Origin of the sequence: Vibrio sp. NC2 (assembly GCF_025195005.1) — a bacterium.
Lineage (GTDB): Bacteria > Pseudomonadota > Gammaproteobacteria > Enterobacterales > Vibrionaceae > Vibrio > Vibrio splendidus.
Map to the genome: position 1 here is coordinate 180,990 of NZ_JANVFC010000006.1, position 17,787 is coordinate 198,776.

The window sequence follows — 17,787 nt, forward strand, 5'->3', positions numbered from 1 at the left end:
TTCAAGAAAAAGGGTTACTCATCATGAGTAACCCTTTTTTAATGTTCGCATACAAACAGAAACCGGGAATGATAAAGCGATATGGATATGACGTGAGCTTTATATACAGAAAACGCAATTAGTCATGAAGATAAGATATTAAACATTGAACCATTTTCAATTAATTTCTCTGATATCGCCCATTAACCAACGAACACAAACCTAGACTTTATAACCAATTAAGTCATTCATCTTTATTAATTCTACTTCGAAACATTTAATACAAATTAAAAACCATCGATCCATTTTGAACGGTGTTTTTTATTTTAAATAAGATAGCTAGAATGCTCCCCGAAATTTATTAACCAGAGCGATAAACAAAATGAGAAAATTCATCCTTGCATCACTAGCTATCATGTCTACTTCAGCTTTCGCAGCTAACGAAATGTACGTACTTGGCGGCGTTGGCATTAACGAAGACGACACAGGCGCACAATTCACTGTTGGTTCACAAGTTCTTGATACAAAATTTTATTTAGAATCAACCATGAATTACATCGATTCAGATATCAGCGATGTTACTTCAGACGTAAACGGCGACCTAACTAAGCACAAGGGCGATTACCAACACTTCAAAATGTCTCTAGCGCCAATGTATAAATATAGTTTCGATGAATCTTTTGCTATCTACGGTAAAGTTGGTCTTGCTTACTCAAACTTTAATTCTAAATCAACGATCACCGATAAAGATGGCTCAGTGAATAACAAGCATTCAAATAGTGAATGGGGGGCAACTTACGGCATCGGTGCTGAATTTAAGTCAGTGCAACCAATGTTTGGTAACTCGAAGTTTATGGCACGTGTTGGTTTTGATTGGTACGACTTCAGCTCAGGTGGTCTAAATCTAGGCAGTGACGGCACTCTAGGTCTACAGGCCGGTTTCACTTTCTAAGGTATGAAGTAGAAAGATTTTACACTAATTGAGCTGATCATCGTTATTGCTATTCTTGGTATCTTAGCGTTAACCGCTGCCCCAAGTTTTTAAACCACTGGGTGAAGAGTTTGGTAGTACGTTGATTTGTAGAAAAGTCACTGGTGGGAGCTAAATCTAGCCATGTCATGCCTTTCCTTGATTTGATTTGATTTGATTTGATTTGATTACTGTAATAATCGGTCGGTACTTCGCATAAATAAAAAGGGTTACTCATCATGAGTAACCCTTTGTTAATGTCCGCATTTAGAGAGAGAAACCAAAGCAACTAGAAGACGTAGGCAACACCGACGTTTGCGGCCATGTTGATGCCACTTTCAAGTATTGGGCTGTTCTCAATATCACCTTCAAGGTTGGTATAACGAACACCGCCAGTCACTCGGATATTTGGCGTCACATGCAAGTAACCACCTAAACCAATAAAGTACTGACCATCCCAGTCTGCATCGAACTCATTCAAATTAGTTCTCGACGCTTCTGCTGAACTCACCCCGTATAAGTGGTTATTCAAGCGCTCACTGTTATAAGCATAACCAATAGAGGGTGTAATCGCCCACCCATTGCGACGAATCGGTAAACGCCATGCAGCTTCCGCATAGATACCATTATGCCTAAACCCTAAGTCAGAGCCTGCTGTCGCTTCAAACATCCCGACCAAGGTGATCACTTGGTAGCTAATGCCACCTAATACTGATGCTTTACGCTCATCTAACTTTTGAATATCAACGTCATCAGAATCACCCGGCTTTAATGTCCTCGAATCATAAACCGCTCGAAACACGATATTCTGTGGTGAGCCCGCAGGAAGTAAGCGATAACCCGCACTGAATCCACGCATGAAAAAGTGCTCACCTTCATAACCAATCATAGGGATCACAGCACGGTTTGACGGTGTATCTTTATAGACAGCAGGAGAATAAGAAGCGGCAACGCCCAGTGACCACTGTGAGATTTTTGCATGTGTTGCTGTCGAAGCCAGTAACGCAACACTGATAGCCACTATTTTTAACCCATAATTCTTCACTACATCTACCTATTTATTGAGCAATTTTTGATCACGCCGCGCATTATATGGTACTTCATTCCAGCAAATCAATAGGGCTCGGTTATACATCTAATACACATAAATCCAGTGTGAGTATTATTAAGCGACCTAAAATCACAAAACAAACGGCTAGATCCCCTCGAATGTAAAATAATTGGATTCTACACGCCTCAAGTTGCCTATTGCGCTCGCTAGGTTTTTCACACGCAAAATTGTAAATAAATACATAATTGTTAAGCAAAATTGTGCAAGCGGGTCTAACCTTAAAATGTAGGGAGAGCCTATTTTTCAATCGCTCATCAGTTTTGACTGGTTAACAAGGGGAATGTGACTATGAGTATTTTTGACCACTATCAATCACGTTATGAAGCAGCCAAGGAAGAAGAGCTCACATTGCAAGAGTTCTTAGGGCTGTGTAAAGACGATAAAAGTGCTTACGCTAACGCTGCTGAGCGCTTACTACTGGCCATCGGCGAACCGGAGGTTATAGACACCGCTCAAGACCCCCATCTAAGTCGTATTTTCTCGAACCGTGTCATCTCACGCTACAGCGAATTTAAAGATTTCTACGGTATGGAAGATGCGATTGAACAGATTGTTTCTTACCTAAAACACGCTGCACAAGGCTTAGAAGAACGGAAGCAAATCCTTTACCTGCTTGGCCCTGTGGGCGGTGGTAAATCTTCCCTTGCTGAAAAACTCAAAGCACTGATGCAAAAGCTACCGATCTATGTGCTGTCTGCAGATGGTGAACGAAGCCCTGTGAATGATCACCCCTTCTGTCTATTCGACGTAAACGAAGATGGCGACCTTTTGAAACAAGAGTACGGAATAGAGAAACGTTACATACGCTCTATCATGTCTCCTTGGGCAGCGAAACGCCTCCATGATTTCGGTGGTGATATCTCTAGATTCAAAGTCATCAAACTACGCCCTTCGATTCTCGACCAAGTTGCGATCGCGAAGACAGAACCTGGTGATGAAAACAACCAAGATATCTCTTCACTTGTAGGTAAAGTCGATATTCGTAAACTTGAGCACTTTTCTCAAGATGACCCTGATGCCTACAGTTACTCTGGTGCACTGTGTAAAGCAAACCAAGGTGTGATGGAATTCGTAGAGATGTTCAAGGCGCCAATCAAAGTCTTGCACCCACTCCTAACGGCAACACAAGAAGGTAACTTCAACGGTACCGAAGGGCTTTCTGCACTGCCATTTGACGGTATGATTCTGGCTCACTCTAATGAATCTGAGTGGCAGACCTTCCGTAACAACAAAAACAACGAAGCCTTCCTCGACCGTGTGTACATTGTAAAAGTCCCTTACTGTCTGCGCGTCTCTGAAGAGGTTAAGATCTACCAGAAACTGCTTGAGCACAGTGAGCTGTCCAAAGCCCCTTGTTCACCGAGCACACTCGATCTGCTATCGCAATTCAGCATCCTATCGAGACTGAAAGAGCCTGAAAACTCTTCTCTGTTCTCAAAAATGCGTGTTTACGATGGTGAAACTCTAAAAGACACCGATCCAAAAGCGAAGAGCTACCAAGAATACCGAGATTATGCGGGTGTTGACGAAGGCATGTCTGGGCTATCAACGCGTTTCGCCTTTAAGATCCTGTCTCGTGTGTTTAACTTCGACCAAGCCGAAGTAGCCGCAAACCCAGTGCACCTGTTCTATGTGATTGAACAGCAAATCGAACGTGAGCAGTTCCCTCAAGAGACCGCTGAGAAGTACCTTGAGTTCTTGAAAGGATACTTAGTGCCACGCTACGTTGAGTTCATCGGTAAAGAGATTCAAACTGCTTACCTAGAGTCTTACTCTGAGTACGGTCAGAATATCTTCGACCGCTATGTCACCTACGCTGACTTCTGGATTCAAGACCAAGAGTACCGCGATCCAGAGACAGGCCAGCTATTTGACCGTGCTTCTCTGAATGGTGAACTAGAGAAAATCGAGAAAACGGCCGGTATCAGTAACCCTAAAGACTTCCGAAATGAGATTGTGAACTTTGTGCTTCGTGCCAAAGCCAACAATAACGGTCAAAACCCAGTTTGGACAAGCTACGAGAAACTGCGCACTGTGATTGAGAAGAAAATGTTCTCTAACACTGAAGAACTGCTTCCTGTTATTTCGTTCAATGCTAAGACCTCAACGGATGATCAGAAAAAACACGACGACTTCGTTGCTCGTATGATGGAAAAAGGCTACACCGAGAAACAAGTGAGACTGCTATCCGAGTGGTACCTAAGAGTTCGTAAATCCTCATAACCAAACCGTACTGAGCTGCTCAAGTGAGCAGCTCAGTACAAACCAATAACTTTATACCCTAGTAAACGAATAGCTCTAATAAACCAATAACTCTTAAAACCTATAAAAAGTAGGATCGCGACATCAGCTGAGAGGGAGTTCTTATGGCACAATTTATCGATCGGAGGCTCAATGGCAAGAATAAGAGTGCTGTGAATAGACAGCGTTTCTTACGACGCCATAAAGAGCAAATCAAAGAATCTGTGGCCGATGCAGTCAACCGACGCTCAATCACCAATACTGAAACCGGTGAAGACGTCACTATTCCCCATAAAGACATCAAAGAGCCAAGCTTTCACCAAGGTCAAGGCGGCGTAAGAGAACGCGTTCACCCAGGTAATGACCAGTTCATCACGGGCGATAAAATTGAACGTCCTAAAGGTGGTGGTCAAGGTGGTGGCGCAGGCCAGGGTGACGCAAGCCCTGATGGCGAAGGCCAAGATGAATTTACATTCCAAATTTCAAAAGATGAATATCTTGATATTCTCTTTGAAGATTTAGCTCTTCCTAATCTAGAGAAGAATCAGGTCAACAAAATCACCGAATGGAAGACACATCGCTCTGGTTATCAAAGCGCGGGGATTCCTTCCAACATCGCAATCGTGCGTTCACTGCAGCAATCTCTGGCTCGTAGAACCGCGATGACAGCAGGTAAAAAGCGCGAGCTTAACCTACTGATGGAGCAGCTTGACCAAGTTAAAATGACGGAACCAGCACAACCCTTTGAAGAAAGTCGTTTAAAAGAAGAGATTGCCGAGTTACGTAAAAAAATTGAAAGCGTGCCATTTATTGACACCTTCGACCTGCGTTTTAAAAACTACGAGAAGCGCCCTATTCCATCTAGCCAAGCCGTTATGTTCTGCCTAATGGATGTATCTGGCTCAATGGATCAAGCCACGAAAGACATTGCGAAGCGCTTTTATGTCCTTCTGTATCTGTTCCTAAATCGCACCTACGAAAACGTCGATGTTGTATTTATTCGTCACCATACTCAGGCTAAAGAAGTCGACGAACACGAGTTTTTCTATTCACAAGAAACCGGTGGCACCATCGTTTCCAGTGCACTGAAACTGATGAAGGAAATTGTCGCAGACCGCTATCCTGCAAATGAGTGGAACATCTATGCAGCACAAGCCTCTGATGGTGATAACTGGGCTGATGACTCTCCTCGTTGTAAAGAGCTATTAGTCAATACACTTCTGCCAACTTGCCAATATTACTCTTACATCGAAATAACACGCCGCTCTCATCAAACACTTTGGCACGAATACGAAAAACTCGAGAGTAGCTTTGACAACTTCGCCATGAAAAATATTAAAACGGTGGATGATATTTTTCCTGTGTTTAGAGAATTGTTCCAGAAAGAGACAGCGTAAGGGGGCTTGCCATGACAGCGAAATCAAACGTTGCAGAAAAAGACAAAGCGACACAGAAGAGAAACGACAAGATGCTGCCTGATGGTCCAGATTGGACATTCAACCTATTGGAACAATATCACGTAGAAATTAAGCGTGTGGCGCAGCATTACCGTTTAGATACTTACCAGAACCAAATTGAAGTGATTACTTCTGAGCAGATGATGGATGCTTACTCGAGCATCGGTATGCCGATCAATTACAATCACTGGTCATTTGGCAAAAAATTCATTCAAACAGAGCAAAACTACAAGCATGGTCAGATGGGATTGGCGTACGAAATCGTGATCAATTCAGATCCTTGTATCGCATATCTGATGGAAGAGAACACGGTCACGATGCAGGCGCTCGTAATGGCTCATGCTTGTTACGGCCATAACTCTTTCTTTAAGGGCAACTACCTATTCCAAACCTGGACCGATGCCAGTTCCATCATCGACTACCTATTATTCGCTAAAAAATACATTACCGATTGTGAAGAAAAATACGGTGTTGCCGAAGTCGAACAACTTCTCGATTCTTGTCATGCCCTCATGAATTACGGCGTAGACAGATACAAACGCCCTGAGAAGATTTCCATAGCTGAAGAGACAGCAAGGCAAGAAGAACGTGAAGCGTATCTGCAATCTCAAGTCAATGAGCTGTGGAGAACTGTGCCTAAAAATCAAGACAAGGAAAAAGAGACCAAAATCCGCTTTCCTAGCGAACCTCAAGAAAACATTCTCTACTTTATCGAAAAGAACGCACCACTACTTGAACCTTGGCAGCGTGAGTGTGTTCGCATTGTTCGCAAGGTGAGCCAATACTTCTACCCTCAAAAGCAAACTCAAGTAATGAACGAAGGCTGGGCAACCTTCTGGCACTACACCATTCTTAACCACCTTTACGACGAAGGTTTGGTGAGTGACAAGTTCATCTTAGAATTCCTACACAGCCACACCAGCGTGGTCGCACAGCCCGCCTACAACAGCCCTTATTTCAGCGGGATAAACCCTTATGCGCTTGGCTTTGCGATGTTTAGAGACATCCGACGCATCTGTGAAGAACCAACCGATGAAGACAAAGAGTGGTTCCCTGAGTTAGCCGGAAGTGATTGGTTAGAAGCGGTGCACTTTGCCATGCACAATTTCAAAGATGAAAGCTTCATCAGCCAATACCTTTCACCAAAGATCATTCGAGACTTTAAACTATTTTCTGTGCTCGACGACGACCGCAAAAACACCATTGAGATAAGTGCTATTCACGATGACCCAGGCTATCGCTTGATTCGTGAAAAGCTTGCGGCGCAATACAACCTAAGTAACCTTGAGCCGAATATTCAGGTGTTTAACGTCGATGTTCGTGGTGATCGCTCGATGACACTGCAATATGTGCCTCACGGTCGTATACCGCTTGATAAAGGCTACGACGAAGTGATGAAACATCTCTATCGCTTATGGGGCTTTGATGTGATTTTGGAAGAGCTCAAAGATACGGGTCATAGAGAGATTCTGACGACTTGTCCAAAACGTAATGATTATGGAGCCAAGATTTAATATCAATCACAGTAAGTAAGTGCTTGGTATAAAACTCCGCTCCCCCTACAACATAGTGGTCACCCGCTCGGAAGTGGAGCAATAAAAAAGCGCATAAGTCTGATGACTTATGCGCTTTCTTTTTAAGGCTCAAACGTCTTCAATAGACGCAAGGCACTAAACCTAGATACTAGAGCTAGATACTAGAGCTAAAGCTAAAGCTAAAGCTAAAGCTAAATAAGCTTAAACAATCGGCTTTTGGCCGCGTTCAATCAGCTTCATCAGCACGCTGTCTGCAGATTTACCTGCCACGCCCGCTAGTTTGTCTGACAGCTTTTTCTTCTGTACGTAGTGAATCGCTAGAACCGTTTTGTCCTTACATGCCGCTACGACTAAATCATCAGAAGTGCTGATCTCATCCACCAGCCCAAGCTCATGTGCTTGTGTACCAAACCAGTGTTCACCCGTTGCTACTTTTTCAAGATCGAGTGCTGGACGATGGTCACGGATGAAGTCTTTGAATAGGCCATGTGTCTCTTCGAGCTCTTCTTTAAACTTCTCGCGTGCTTTATCGCTGTTCTCGCCAAACATAGTAAGTGTGCGCTTGTACTCACCCGCCGTTAGCTGTTCGAACTCAATATCATGCTTTTTAAGCAGTTTATTGAAGTTTGGCAGTTGAGCAATAACACCAATAGAGCCAACAATAGCAAAAGGTGCAGATACAATTTTGTCTGCGATACATGCCATCATGTAACCACCACTCGCGGCTACTTTGTCTACCGAGATAGTCAGAGGCAGGCCTGCTGCTTTGATACGATCGAGTTGAGAAGACGCCAAACCATAGCCGTGAACCATGCCACCGCCAGACTCAAGCTTAAGCAATACTTCATCACCTTCACGAGCCACAGCCAACACCGCCGTTACCTCTTCACGTAGCGAAGCCACTTCTTTCGCATCAATGCTGCCATTAAAATCGAGAACGAATAGGTGTGGTTCACGCTTGCTATCAAGCTCACCCTCTTTCGCTGCTTTTTTAACTTCTTTGCCACGTGATTTTACTTTTTCTTTTTCCGCTTTCTTTTCTGCTTTATCACGGGCTTTGATGAAAGCATCATCGTGTAGATGGTGCTCTAATTGTTCAATCGTCTGTTTATGGTGCTCAGATAGGTTCGTGATTTCCAGCTCACCTTTAATCGCGCTTGATTTTCCACCCACCGATTTAGCAATCACTAAAATTGCAATGATGGCGATTACAACGGTCGCAATCTTGGCTAAAAACAAGCCGTAGTCCAACAAAAATTCCAATGTCATATCCCCTAATGTATGAATTAGTGTATTGTAACCATCTTGTCACGATTACCAAGAATTTCTCATCATTCCTGCGTTTATCTGTGTGATTAAACACCAATGGAATGACGAACATAATAAAAGAAAGAAGGATAAGCACAGTGGATTACCCAATCTCTACAGATGCCCTCAAAGATAAAGTAATTTTGGTTACAGGTGCCGGTGCTGGCATTGGTCGCCAAGCCGCACTAAGCTTCGCTCAACATGGTGCAACTGTCATTCTGTTAGGCCGCAATGTTAAAAACCTTGAATTCATTTACGATGAAATCGAAAGTGCTGGTTACCCTCAGGCTGCGATCATTCCGCTAGACCTCAAAGGAGCAACAAAGCAGAACTACATTGATATGGCTGAAACCATTGAATCACAGTTCGGTCGTTTAGACGGCCTACTGCATAACGCAGGTGTGCTTGGCACGTTAAGTCCATTTGATCAAATCGATGAAGAGACGTTTGATGGCGTTATGCAAATCAACGTTAAAGCTGAATTTCTAATGACTCAAGCATTACTGCCTGTCATTAAAAAAGCTGAAGCCGGTCGTATCGTATTCACCTCTTCTACAGTTGGTCACTCTGGCCGTGCGTTCTGGGGCACTTACGCGATTTCTAAGTTTGCGACTGAAGGCATGATGCAAATCCTAGCGGACGAGCTTGAAGACACCAACATCCGTGTAAACGCGATCAACCCTGGCGGCACTCAAACTCGCATGCGTGCAAAAGCGTACCCAGGTGAAGATGCGAACAAGCTGAAAACTCCACTCGACATCATCCCGCTGTATCTACACTTAATGAACCCAAGTGTGACAGACATTAATGGCCAATGTATCGATGCTCAACCTAAGTAACTGATATCATTAATCAATAGTAAAAAGTCGCTTCCATAGCGGCTTTTTTTGTATCTAAATCAATCAACTAACACTTACTTCCGCTAATTTTCATCATTTCTCTTTGCATCTTTTTCATTGTTAAATATACTGTATAAATATACAGGTATTTAATTATGCATGAACTAATAAAAAACTTACAAGACCGCCAGCTAATCTGGACAGGGTTACAATCAACAACGCAAGGAAGTACTACTTCAACAGGCTATTCTCAATTGGATAAACAGCTTGATGGTGGCTTTCCGACGCATGGTGTTATTGAGGTTGAATCGCAACAAGGGATCGGCGAACTTCGCCTGCTTACACCCTATTTAGCTCAACAAAACTCACAAAAATTGGCCATCTTCATTAACCCACCGGGGAAGATCTGTGCCGAGTTTTTTAGCAGCCAAGGTATTGAACTAGAGAACATCCTCATTATCCAACCTCAGCGCGATCTCGATGCATTATGGGCAGCAGAGCAGTGCCTTAAAAGCGGCGCCTGTCACTCGGTATTGCTATGGGGAGCCGATCTAGAAATACACCAAACCAAGCGTCTGCAAGCAGCAAGCGAAACCGGTAAGTGTCTGCAATTTCACTTTAAAGCCACCAGCCATAATCAGTTATCTCTACCCGTTTCTCTAAGCATGAAGCTATCTTCTCACGCCCAAGGGTTAAAGGTTGAGGTCACAAAAAGGAAAGGCAGTTGGTCGTATGGCAGCTTTACTCTAGACATGAGCCAAAATTGGCCGTTACTCACTGAAAAAATCACCCTTCAAGACAGTTCACATAGTGCTTTATCAAATAACACCGTGCTGGCTTTTCCTATTGCGAAACAAGGCTAGCGTATGTTGTGGCTTTATCTGCACTTTCCATCTCTGCAGTTGGATACCTTGTTTAATTCTGAGCTATCAAACTCCGAGAAAGTTCACTCTAATGAAGAGTCACACGAGCAACCTATTATCATCGTGGATGAAAAAGATCACCGTGTGCTGCAAGCTAACCAAGCTGCGCTGCAATCGGGAATTTCACTTGGTATGGGGCTAGGGTCTGCGGCGGCGCTGTGTCATAACTTACACGTCCACCCTTACAGTATTGAGCTAGAAAAAAGTAAGCTCAAAGAGATCGCTCAATGGGCGTATTTGGTCACTTCTGACATGGCTTTACTACCACCGAATGGTTTGTTGATTAAAGCATCTAATATGCTGTCACTTTACGATGGGCTAGATAACTACTGGCATGAGCTCAAAAGCCACTTAGAAACGCTCAATATCCAGTTCAGCTTCGCGACGGGTTACTCGCCACTTTCTGCGGTCCTTTTGGGCAAGCAATCCATCAACCAAGTCACTAATAATGTTGAGCAAATGAAAGCATGGGTTAATCAACAAGCATTGAGTTCTAGCGAGCTGCCAACTAAGCAAGTGGAACGTCTGAACCGTGTAGGCATTAACTTAGTGGATGACCTATTGAAACTGCCTTTGCAAGAGGTCGCACGTCGCTTTGATATCGATTTGGTGAACTATGTGGGTCGCCTTAACGGACAGTTCAAGCACCCGATTGATTTCTACCATCCACCGGAGAATTTTCAGCAATATCTCGAGCTATTGTTTGATATTGAAAACATCCTGTTTATCGAAAAGCCGTTACTGAAATTATTAAATCAACTCGAGTGTTTTTTGAAGCTACGCGACCGAGTTGCTTTCGAGTTAACGCTGACTTTGCATCTGAGAGATAAAGACGACCACCCTGTCTCTTTCTATTCAGCACAAGGCGATTACCTTGCTGCAAAGTGGGCGAACCTGACTCATCTAACCTTAGAATCACTGAAGATCACGGCACCGGTTCAGGGGCTGACCCTTTCCGTAATTCGTCATGGAGAACCACAAATGGCCTACCGTGATCTTTTTGATGGCAATACAGGAACACTTGCCGCATTAGATTTGCTCTCATTACTGCAAGCTAAGTTAGGGCAAGCCTGCATTCAAACACCGAAAATACAGCACGACCCAAGGCCAGAAAAAGCCAATCAGTACTCGCTTCCAACACTGAGTAAGTCTGTGGCAAAGAGGCAAACACCCCCAGAGTTCGAGCAACAAACCACTGCTTTCAATATCAACCAACAGCGACTCAGGCCCAGTATTTTATTGCCAGAGCCCGAAGCCCTAACCGAAAATGTCACCTTATCCCAAGGCCCTGAGCGCATTGTTTCTGGCTGGTGGGATGGCGAGAAAATCATTCGTGACTACTTTATTGCTCACAGCGAAAACGGTCGGTGGCTATGGATCTTTAGAACGCCAGATAAACAGTGGTTTTTGCACGGCTTATTTAGCTAGCTTGTAGGAAAGTAAGTCAGTCAGAAAGCTAGTCTGTAAGAAACTTCGTTAGCTCGTCCGTTCCACTTACTCAATTTCAACATCCCTTTTCAATCATGTTCACTCGCAATGGTTAAGTGATATTACGTTATGTCTCAGCAATACTCAGAGCTATTTTGCCAAAGTAATTACTCCTTCCTTGAGGGAGCCTCACACGCAGAAGAGCTTGTTTTACAGGCCGACTTCTTACGTTACAAAGCACTCGCTGTCACTGATGAGTGCTCAGTGGCGGGCGTCGTTAAGGTTCACTCTGCAATCAAGCAACATAAACTGTCGCTCAAGCAAATTGTCGGGAGTATGTTTTGGTTAAATGAAGAGTGCCAAGTAGTGTTGTTATGTCCGAATAGAACGGCCTATGCAGAGCTGTGTCGTATTATTACCAATGCTAGACGTCGTAGCACCAAGGGACATTATCAGCTCTCTGAGTGGGATATCATGTCGGCTAAGCACTGCTTTATTCTTTGGCTTCCTCAACAGAAAAATGAAGACGCGCACTGGGGGCAATGGCTATCCCAACATCATTCAGGTCGGCTGTGGATCGGCTTACAACGACACCTAAAACAAACCGACCAGCAGTACACAGATTACTGCGTTGAGCTGTCACAACATCATCACCTGCCGATAACGGCTTGCGGCGGTGTATTGATGCACAATGCTAACCGCTTACCCTTGCAGCACTCACTCACTGCGATCAAGTACCAAAAACCCATTACTGAAGTGGGCAGTCACTTACTGGCCAATGCCGAACGCTGTTTACGCAGCATCAATAAGCTCTCACGTATTTTCAAAGCGGAATGGCTAGAAGAGAGCAACCGAATCTCAGAACTGTGCGAATTTGAGTTAAACAGTTTGCGCTACGAATATCCCAGTGAACTGATTCCTCAAGGTGAAACACCCATGAGTTATCTGCGCATGTTGGTCGAAAAGGGAAAACGGGCTCGCTTCCCACAAGGTGTGCCTAGCAACATTCAACAAATCATAGATAAAGAACTCGGATTGATTGATGATCTCGACTACCCTTTCTTCTTTCTCACCATTCATGACATCGTCATGTTTGCCAAAAGCCAAGGCATTCTTTACCAAGGTCGAGGTTCTGCGGCCAATTCCGTGGTCTGTTACTGTCTAGAAATCACCTCTGTCGATCCAAGACAGATCTCAGTGCTGTTTGAACGTTTCATCAGTAAAGAGCGCGATGAGCCGCCCGATATTGATGTCGATTTTGAGCACGAACGCCGTGAAGAAGTCATCCAATACATCTATCAAAAGTACGGTAGAGAACGCGCTGCGCTTGCCGCAACTGTGATTTCATATCGCTTCAAAAGTGCAGTAAGAGATGTCGGTAAAGCGTTAGGACTACAAGAAACCCAACTTGATTACTTCATCAAGAACACCAACCGCAGAGACAAAAGCTTAGGTTGGCAGGCTCAGCTCACTCAATTGGGGCTACAACCCGACTCTTTAAAAGGTCAGCAGTTTATCCATTTGGTCAATGAAATTATCGGTTTTCCACGTCACTTATCTCAACACGTCGGTGGCTTTGTGATCTCTTCTGGGCCTTTGTATGAACTGGTTCCTGTCGAGAATGCCGCAATGCACGAACGAACCATAATTCAATGGGATAAGGATGATCTAGAAACCTTGGGACTGCTTAAAGTCGATGTGCTTGCTCTGGGTATGCTCTCTGCGATTCGTAAATGTTTCGACCTAATCAAACGCATTCATGGTCGCTCGCTAACGATCGCAGAGATCACCCGCCTCAAAGACGATCCTCAGGTTTACGGCATGATTCAACGGGCAGACACGGTCGGTATCTTCCAAATTGAGTCACGAGCGCAAATGAGCATGCTACCAAGGCTTAAACCGAGGACTTATTACGACTTGGTGATTCAAATCGCTATCGTACGCCCAGGGCCTATTCAAGGCGATATGGTGCATCCGTTTCTAAAACGCCGAGATGGTATTGAGCCAATCAGCTATCCATCTAAAGATGTGGAATCGGTACTGTCGCGCACCTTGGGTGTACCTATCTTTCAAGAGCAAGTGATTAAACTCGCGATGGTCGCTGCAGGGTTCACAGGTGGTGAAGCGGATCAGCTCAGACGCGCGATGGCCGCTTGGAAAAAAAATGGCAACGTCTTTAAGTTTAAAAACAAGCTTATCGAGGGCATGCAAAAACGTGGCTATGAGACAGAATTTGCCGAACAGATCTTTAAACAGATATGCGGCTTTGGCGAGTACGGCTTTCCTGAAAGCCACTCGGCTTCATTTGCAGTATTAGCGTATTGCTCAGCTTGGTTGAAATGTTACTACCCAGAATGTTTCTACGCATCTTTACTGAATAGTCAGCCTATGGGTTTTTATAGCCCCTCACAGTTGGTACAAGACGCACAACGGCACAATGTGGAGGTTCTTCCAGTATGTGTGAACGCCTCACAAGACAACCACATAGTCGTTGAACATCAGAATGGTTTAGCGATTCGCTTAGGGCTGCGACAAATCAAAGGATTCAGCGAACATGGGATTCAAAGCGTGCTCGCCAATCGTCCACAATCCGGTTATCGCCACCCTAGCCAGGTGAAACAGTTATCGATGAATAAGAAAGATATCGAGCTACTGGCATCGGCCAATGCGCTACATAACGTCTCGGGAGACCGCTTCCAGACTCGCTGGGCAATGATGGACTCAGCCTCTGATCTACCTTTGTTTAACCAAGTCGATGACTATGCAGAAGATGATAATGGCGAGCTCTCATTGCATCAACCCAGTGAGATGCAAGATCTACTCGAAGATTTCACCAGTGTCGGAATTTCATTGAACAAACACCCAATCACTGTGCTCGAAGAAGCCAATCGATTAGGTCGATTCACACACATGAAGGACTTAATACAACAGAGACACAAATCCATGGTCACCGTTGTCGGATTGGTCACTGGTAAGCAATCACCCGGCACCGCAGCTGGGGTCACCTTTGTCACATTGGAAGATAACACAGGCAATATTAATGTTGTGGTCTGGGGAGCCACCGCGCGCGCCCAACAACAAGCTTACCTCACAGCCAAGGCTTTAAAGGTACAAGGGATATTAGAAAAAGAAGGGGAAGTCGTGCATGTAATAGCGGGTAAGCTCATCGATATTACCGAGGAGATTGTTGGCTTGAACACCAAGTCTCGGGATTTTCATTAGCGATGTACCAACTGTTTTTCTATCGTTCATTGACTAAGAAACGATAGACGGAGAAACGAAAAAGGGAAGCATCAGCTTCCCTTCAATTCAATTTGTTGAGTTATGACTCAACTTCAGCTTCCGTACGTCTTTTCTTAAATTCCCTATACAGTAATAAGCTCAAAGTCATTACGACCTTAGAAGTCAACCATATCATTAAGAGGAACTACCTTAGATTGTGTGTGAAAAGTTACGCTAGTAGTTGAGCATATTTCGTTAAGAAAAATATGCTGCATGAATATTAGCAAACGTTTTCCATAAGATCACTCAAAATAACCGTACAGCAGTCTTAATTATAAAATCTGACGCATTCGCTCTTGAGTCACTTCAACCAGAAGGTCCGGTTGGAACTTAGAAATAAAGCGATTACACCCTACTTTCTCAACCATAGCTTCATTAAAACTTCCACTTAATGAAGTATTTAGCGTGATGAACAGGTCATGCATTCTTGGATCCGTACGCACTTCATGTGTCAGTTTATAGCCGTCCATTTCAGGCATTTCGGCATCAGTGATCATCAACAATATTTCTTGATTGATGTCTTTGCCTTCATCACACCAGCCCTTAAGTAAGGTCAGAGCTTCTAAACCATCACAACATTCAATAATGTTCAAGCCCAGTTGCGATAAGGTACCTTTGATCTGGTTACGCGCGGTTGAAGAGTCATCAACGATAAGTACATTACGTCCAACCATTTCATTGGCAAGTTGCTCATCTAATACACCGTCAGAAATCGAAACATCATAATCGATAATTTCAGCGAGTACCTTTTCAACATCAATAATCTCAACAATCTTGTGCTGCTCTTCTTCTTGAATATGCGTGATAGCCGTCAGGTAATTGGCACGACCCGTTGTCTTTGGCGGCGGCTGAATTTCAGTCCACGTCGTATTCACGATATTACGCACTTGTCCAACCAAGAAACCTTGCACAGTTCGGTTGTATTCCGTGATGATCAAGTTATTTTCTTGAGTCTCATCTCGTGACGGTGGGAAGCCAATCGCGCTGCGCAAATCGATAACAGGCACCGATTCACCACGTAGAGACGCAACACCCGTAATATGATGGTGAGAGCCCGGCAAGCGAGTGAGTACTGGCACTTTTAGGACTTCTTTCACTTTAAATACGTTAATCGCAAAAAGTTGACGACTGTTTAAGCTGAATAACAAGAGCTCCAGACGGTTTTCACCGACCAGTTTGGTTCTCTGATCAACCGAATTTAAAACGCCAGACATACAACACCTTAGTGACAAATAATAACTGTGGCTACAATAGCCTACTTCAATAGGTTAAAGCAAAGCGCCAATGCACAGAATGCTTAAACTAAGTACAACAAATGATGTTATACAAAGCTTAAGTACATGGAAAGATTTCGGGTGAGGCTAAAAGACGAGTATAAGGCGTTAACCTTCAACAACTTTCATCAACAGTTGGCCATCATATAAGGCTTGTTTAACAAGCGCAGCACCAGGCATGGTTGCTTGTTTATAGAATCGAGATTCCACCAGCTCTAAATCTTGATGGTAAACCGATAAACTCTGCTCTTCGATACACTTTTGAATCGCAGGGTACAACACGCTTTTAGCCTGATTGATAACACCACCCACCAAGATTTTCTCAGGGTTGAAAAGGTTAATAACAATCGCTATCGCAGCACCTAAGTAACGACCTAGCTGTTCAATAACTTCAACAGCCAATGGGTCGCCATCAGCAGCGGCAGCACAGATCTGTTCAATAGTGACATCTTCAAACACAGTTAATGACGATGCTTCACCATTAGCCAGTCGCTCTTTCACTTGATCACGGATCGCCTGAGAACTCGCGACTGTTTCTAAGCAGCCTCGGTTACCACAATGACAAAGTTTGCCCTGCTTATCGATCTGGATATGCCCAAGTTCACCGATATTACCGTGGCGACCTTGCAACACTCGTCCGTCAAGGATGATCCCAGCACCGACACCATGGTGAATCGAGATAAGAACTGAATTATCGTTGTCTTGTGAGTGACCAAACAGCTTCTCTGCTAATGCCCAAGCTCGGGTATCATTGGCAATAAAGACAGGCAGACCTGTTTCTTTGTAAATCTCAGGACCCAACGCTAAATTTTTAACGTTGTAGTGCGGCATCTGCAACACAATACCTTGCTCAGAATTCACAAGACCCGGTAGCGTAACCGCAATGCTTGTTACCCTATCGAGTTGCTCAGCATAGGTTTGGAAAAATTCATCAATTTCATGTAGAAGACGCGCAAGCACATCATCTTGGTCACGTTCATGAATATCAATCTTGGTATCGATAAGCACGTCGCCGCCCAATTCATGAAGCGCGATCGTCAAGTATCCGCGACCAAGACGCATCGACAGAAACTGCCAACCTTCGTTATTGGTTTGCAGACCGACAGCAGGACGCCCACGAGTCGTGGCTTCTTGAACCGTCGTTTCGTGAATAAGGTGAGCTTCAATGAGTTCACGGGTAATTTTAGTAATACTCGCCGGAGCCAACTCACTTTGCTTGGACAGATCGATACGAGAAATAGGACCTTTAAGGTCAATTAGTTTATATACACGACCAGCATTGACCTGTTTGATATGATCAATATGGCCCGGTTGAGCCATGTACATTTTACGCTCCAGAAATCATCAACGAGTTAATTTTTTTACTTTGCGAAGTAATTGTGAAGTCACTTGGTATATCGCCGTGACCAGTATCACGTATATACATGAATCTTTGTGTAT

Annotated in this window: 12 protein-coding genes and 1 pseudogene; 9 read left to right on the plus strand and 4 right to left on the minus strand. The window is 44.1% G+C overall.

Features of this window, described 5'->3' with window-relative positions; genetic code table 11:
• Positions 1 to 361: 361 nt before the first annotated feature.
• Both NX845_RS10895 and NX845_RS10900 read left to right on the plus strand, forming a co-directional pair.
• Complete coding sequence (locus NX845_RS10895; RefSeq protein ID WP_102575562.1) at positions 362 to 931, plus strand: outer membrane beta-barrel protein; 570 nt, start codon at positions 362 to 364, stop codon at positions 929 to 931.
• A gap of 21 nt (positions 932 to 952) precedes the next feature.
• A pseudogene (locus NX845_RS10900) lies at positions 953 to 1,024 on the plus strand (prepilin-type N-terminal cleavage/methylation domain-containing protein); the annotation flags it as partial.
• Positions 1,025 to 1,238: 214 nt separating this feature from the next.
• On the opposite strand, the gene NX845_RS10905 reads toward NX845_RS10900, so the two are convergent.
• A complete protein-coding gene (locus tag NX845_RS10905) occupies positions 1,239 to 1,994 on the minus strand; it encodes a MipA/OmpV family protein (RefSeq protein WP_108214076.1) in 756 nt (251 codons plus the stop codon).
• Between the two features lie 354 nt (positions 1,995 to 2,348).
• On the opposite strand from NX845_RS10905, the gene NX845_RS10910 reads away from it, so the two are divergent.
• The 3 genes from NX845_RS10910 to NX845_RS10920 all read left to right on the plus strand — a co-directional run bounded on the left by NX845_RS10910 (position 2,349) and on the right by NX845_RS10920 (position 7,272).
• Positions 2,349 to 4,283: a PrkA family serine protein kinase gene (locus NX845_RS10910; protein ID WP_004736581.1), complete on the plus strand. Its 1,935-nt coding sequence runs from the start codon at positions 2,349 to 2,351 to the stop codon at positions 4,281 to 4,283.
• Between the two features lie 143 nt (positions 4,284 to 4,426).
• On the plus strand, positions 4,427 to 5,698 hold the full coding sequence (locus NX845_RS10915; RefSeq protein ID WP_017078142.1) for a YeaH/YhbH family protein: 1,272 nt from the start codon (positions 4,427 to 4,429) through the stop codon (positions 5,696 to 5,698).
• Positions 5,699 to 5,709: 11 nt separating this feature from the next.
• Positions 5,710 to 7,272 carry a SpoVR family protein gene (locus NX845_RS10920; RefSeq protein WP_004736579.1) on the plus strand — a complete coding sequence of 521 codons (1,563 nt, stop codon included), beginning with the start codon at positions 5,710 to 5,712 and terminating at the stop codon, positions 7,270 to 7,272.
• A 222-nt stretch (positions 7,273 to 7,494) separates the two neighbouring features.
• On the opposite strand, the gene sohB is transcribed toward NX845_RS10920, so the two are convergent.
• Positions 7,495 to 8,556: a protease SohB gene (sohB, locus tag NX845_RS10925; RefSeq protein WP_009849001.1), complete on the minus strand. Its 1,062-nt coding sequence runs from the start codon at positions 8,554 to 8,556 to the stop codon at positions 7,495 to 7,497.
• Positions 8,557 to 8,699: 143 nt separating this feature from the next.
• Here sohB and NX845_RS10930 point away from each other — a divergent pair, with 143 nt between their 5' ends.
• The 4 genes from NX845_RS10930 to NX845_RS10945 all read left to right on the plus strand — a co-directional run bounded on the left by NX845_RS10930 (position 8,700) and on the right by NX845_RS10945 (position 15,013).
• Complete coding sequence (locus NX845_RS10930) at positions 8,700 to 9,440, plus strand: YciK family oxidoreductase (protein WP_004736577.1); 741 nt, start codon at positions 8,700 to 8,702, stop codon at positions 9,438 to 9,440.
• 155 nt (positions 9,441 to 9,595) lie between these two features.
• Complete coding sequence (gene imuA / locus NX845_RS10935) at positions 9,596 to 10,303, plus strand: translesion DNA synthesis-associated protein ImuA (protein WP_260256815.1); 708 nt, start codon at positions 9,596 to 9,598, stop codon at positions 10,301 to 10,303.
• Positions 10,304 to 10,306: 3 nt separating this feature from the next.
• Positions 10,307 to 11,791, plus strand: coding sequence for a DNA polymerase Y family protein (locus NX845_RS10940; RefSeq protein ID WP_260256816.1), 1,485 nt, complete (start codon positions 10,307 to 10,309; stop codon positions 11,789 to 11,791).
• Between the two features lie 129 nt (positions 11,792 to 11,920).
• Entirely contained in the window at positions 11,921 to 15,013 is a 3,093-nt protein-coding gene (locus NX845_RS10945) for an error-prone DNA polymerase (RefSeq protein WP_260256817.1), read from the plus strand.
• A gap of 332 nt (positions 15,014 to 15,345) precedes the next feature.
• On the opposite strand, the gene NX845_RS10950 is transcribed toward NX845_RS10945, so the two are convergent.
• Together NX845_RS10950 and NX845_RS10955 are read right to left on the minus strand one after the other, a co-directional pair.
• Complete coding sequence (locus tag NX845_RS10950) at positions 15,346 to 16,287, minus strand: chemotaxis protein CheV (protein WP_004736572.1); 942 nt, start codon at positions 16,285 to 16,287, stop codon at positions 15,346 to 15,348.
• 168 nt (positions 16,288 to 16,455) lie between these two features.
• Entirely contained in the window at positions 16,456 to 17,673 is a 1,218-nt protein-coding gene (locus tag NX845_RS10955; protein WP_017084008.1) for an ROK family protein, read from the minus strand.
• Between the last annotated feature and the right edge of the window lie 114 nt (positions 17,674 to 17,787).

Coding starts and splice junctions, on each gene's coding strand:
- NX845_RS10910 (WP_004736581.1), top strand. CDS start 2,349: ATGAGTATTTTTGACCACTATCAATCACGTTATGAAGCAGCCAAGGAA.
- NX845_RS10955 (WP_017084008.1), bottom strand. CDS start 17,673: ATGTACATGGCTCAACCGGGCCATATTGATCATATCAAACAGGTCAAT.
- NX845_RS10940 (WP_260256816.1), top strand. CDS start 10,307: ATGTTGTGGCTTTATCTGCACTTTCCATCTCTGCAGTTGGATACCTTG.
- NX845_RS10950 (WP_004736572.1), bottom strand. CDS start 16,287: ATGTCTGGCGTTTTAAATTCGGTTGATCAGAGAACCAAACTGGTCGGT.
- NX845_RS10915 (WP_017078142.1), top strand. CDS start 4,427: ATGGCACAATTTATCGATCGGAGGCTCAATGGCAAGAATAAGAGTGCT.
- NX845_RS10920 (WP_004736579.1), top strand. CDS start 5,710: ATGACAGCGAAATCAAACGTTGCAGAAAAAGACAAAGCGACACAGAAG.
- NX845_RS10895 (WP_102575562.1), top strand. CDS start 362: ATGAGAAAATTCATCCTTGCATCACTAGCTATCATGTCTACTTCAGCT.
- NX845_RS10945 (WP_260256817.1), top strand. CDS start 11,921: ATGTCTCAGCAATACTCAGAGCTATTTTGCCAAAGTAATTACTCCTTC.
- imuA (WP_260256815.1), top strand. CDS start 9,596: ATGCATGAACTAATAAAAAACTTACAAGACCGCCAGCTAATCTGGACA.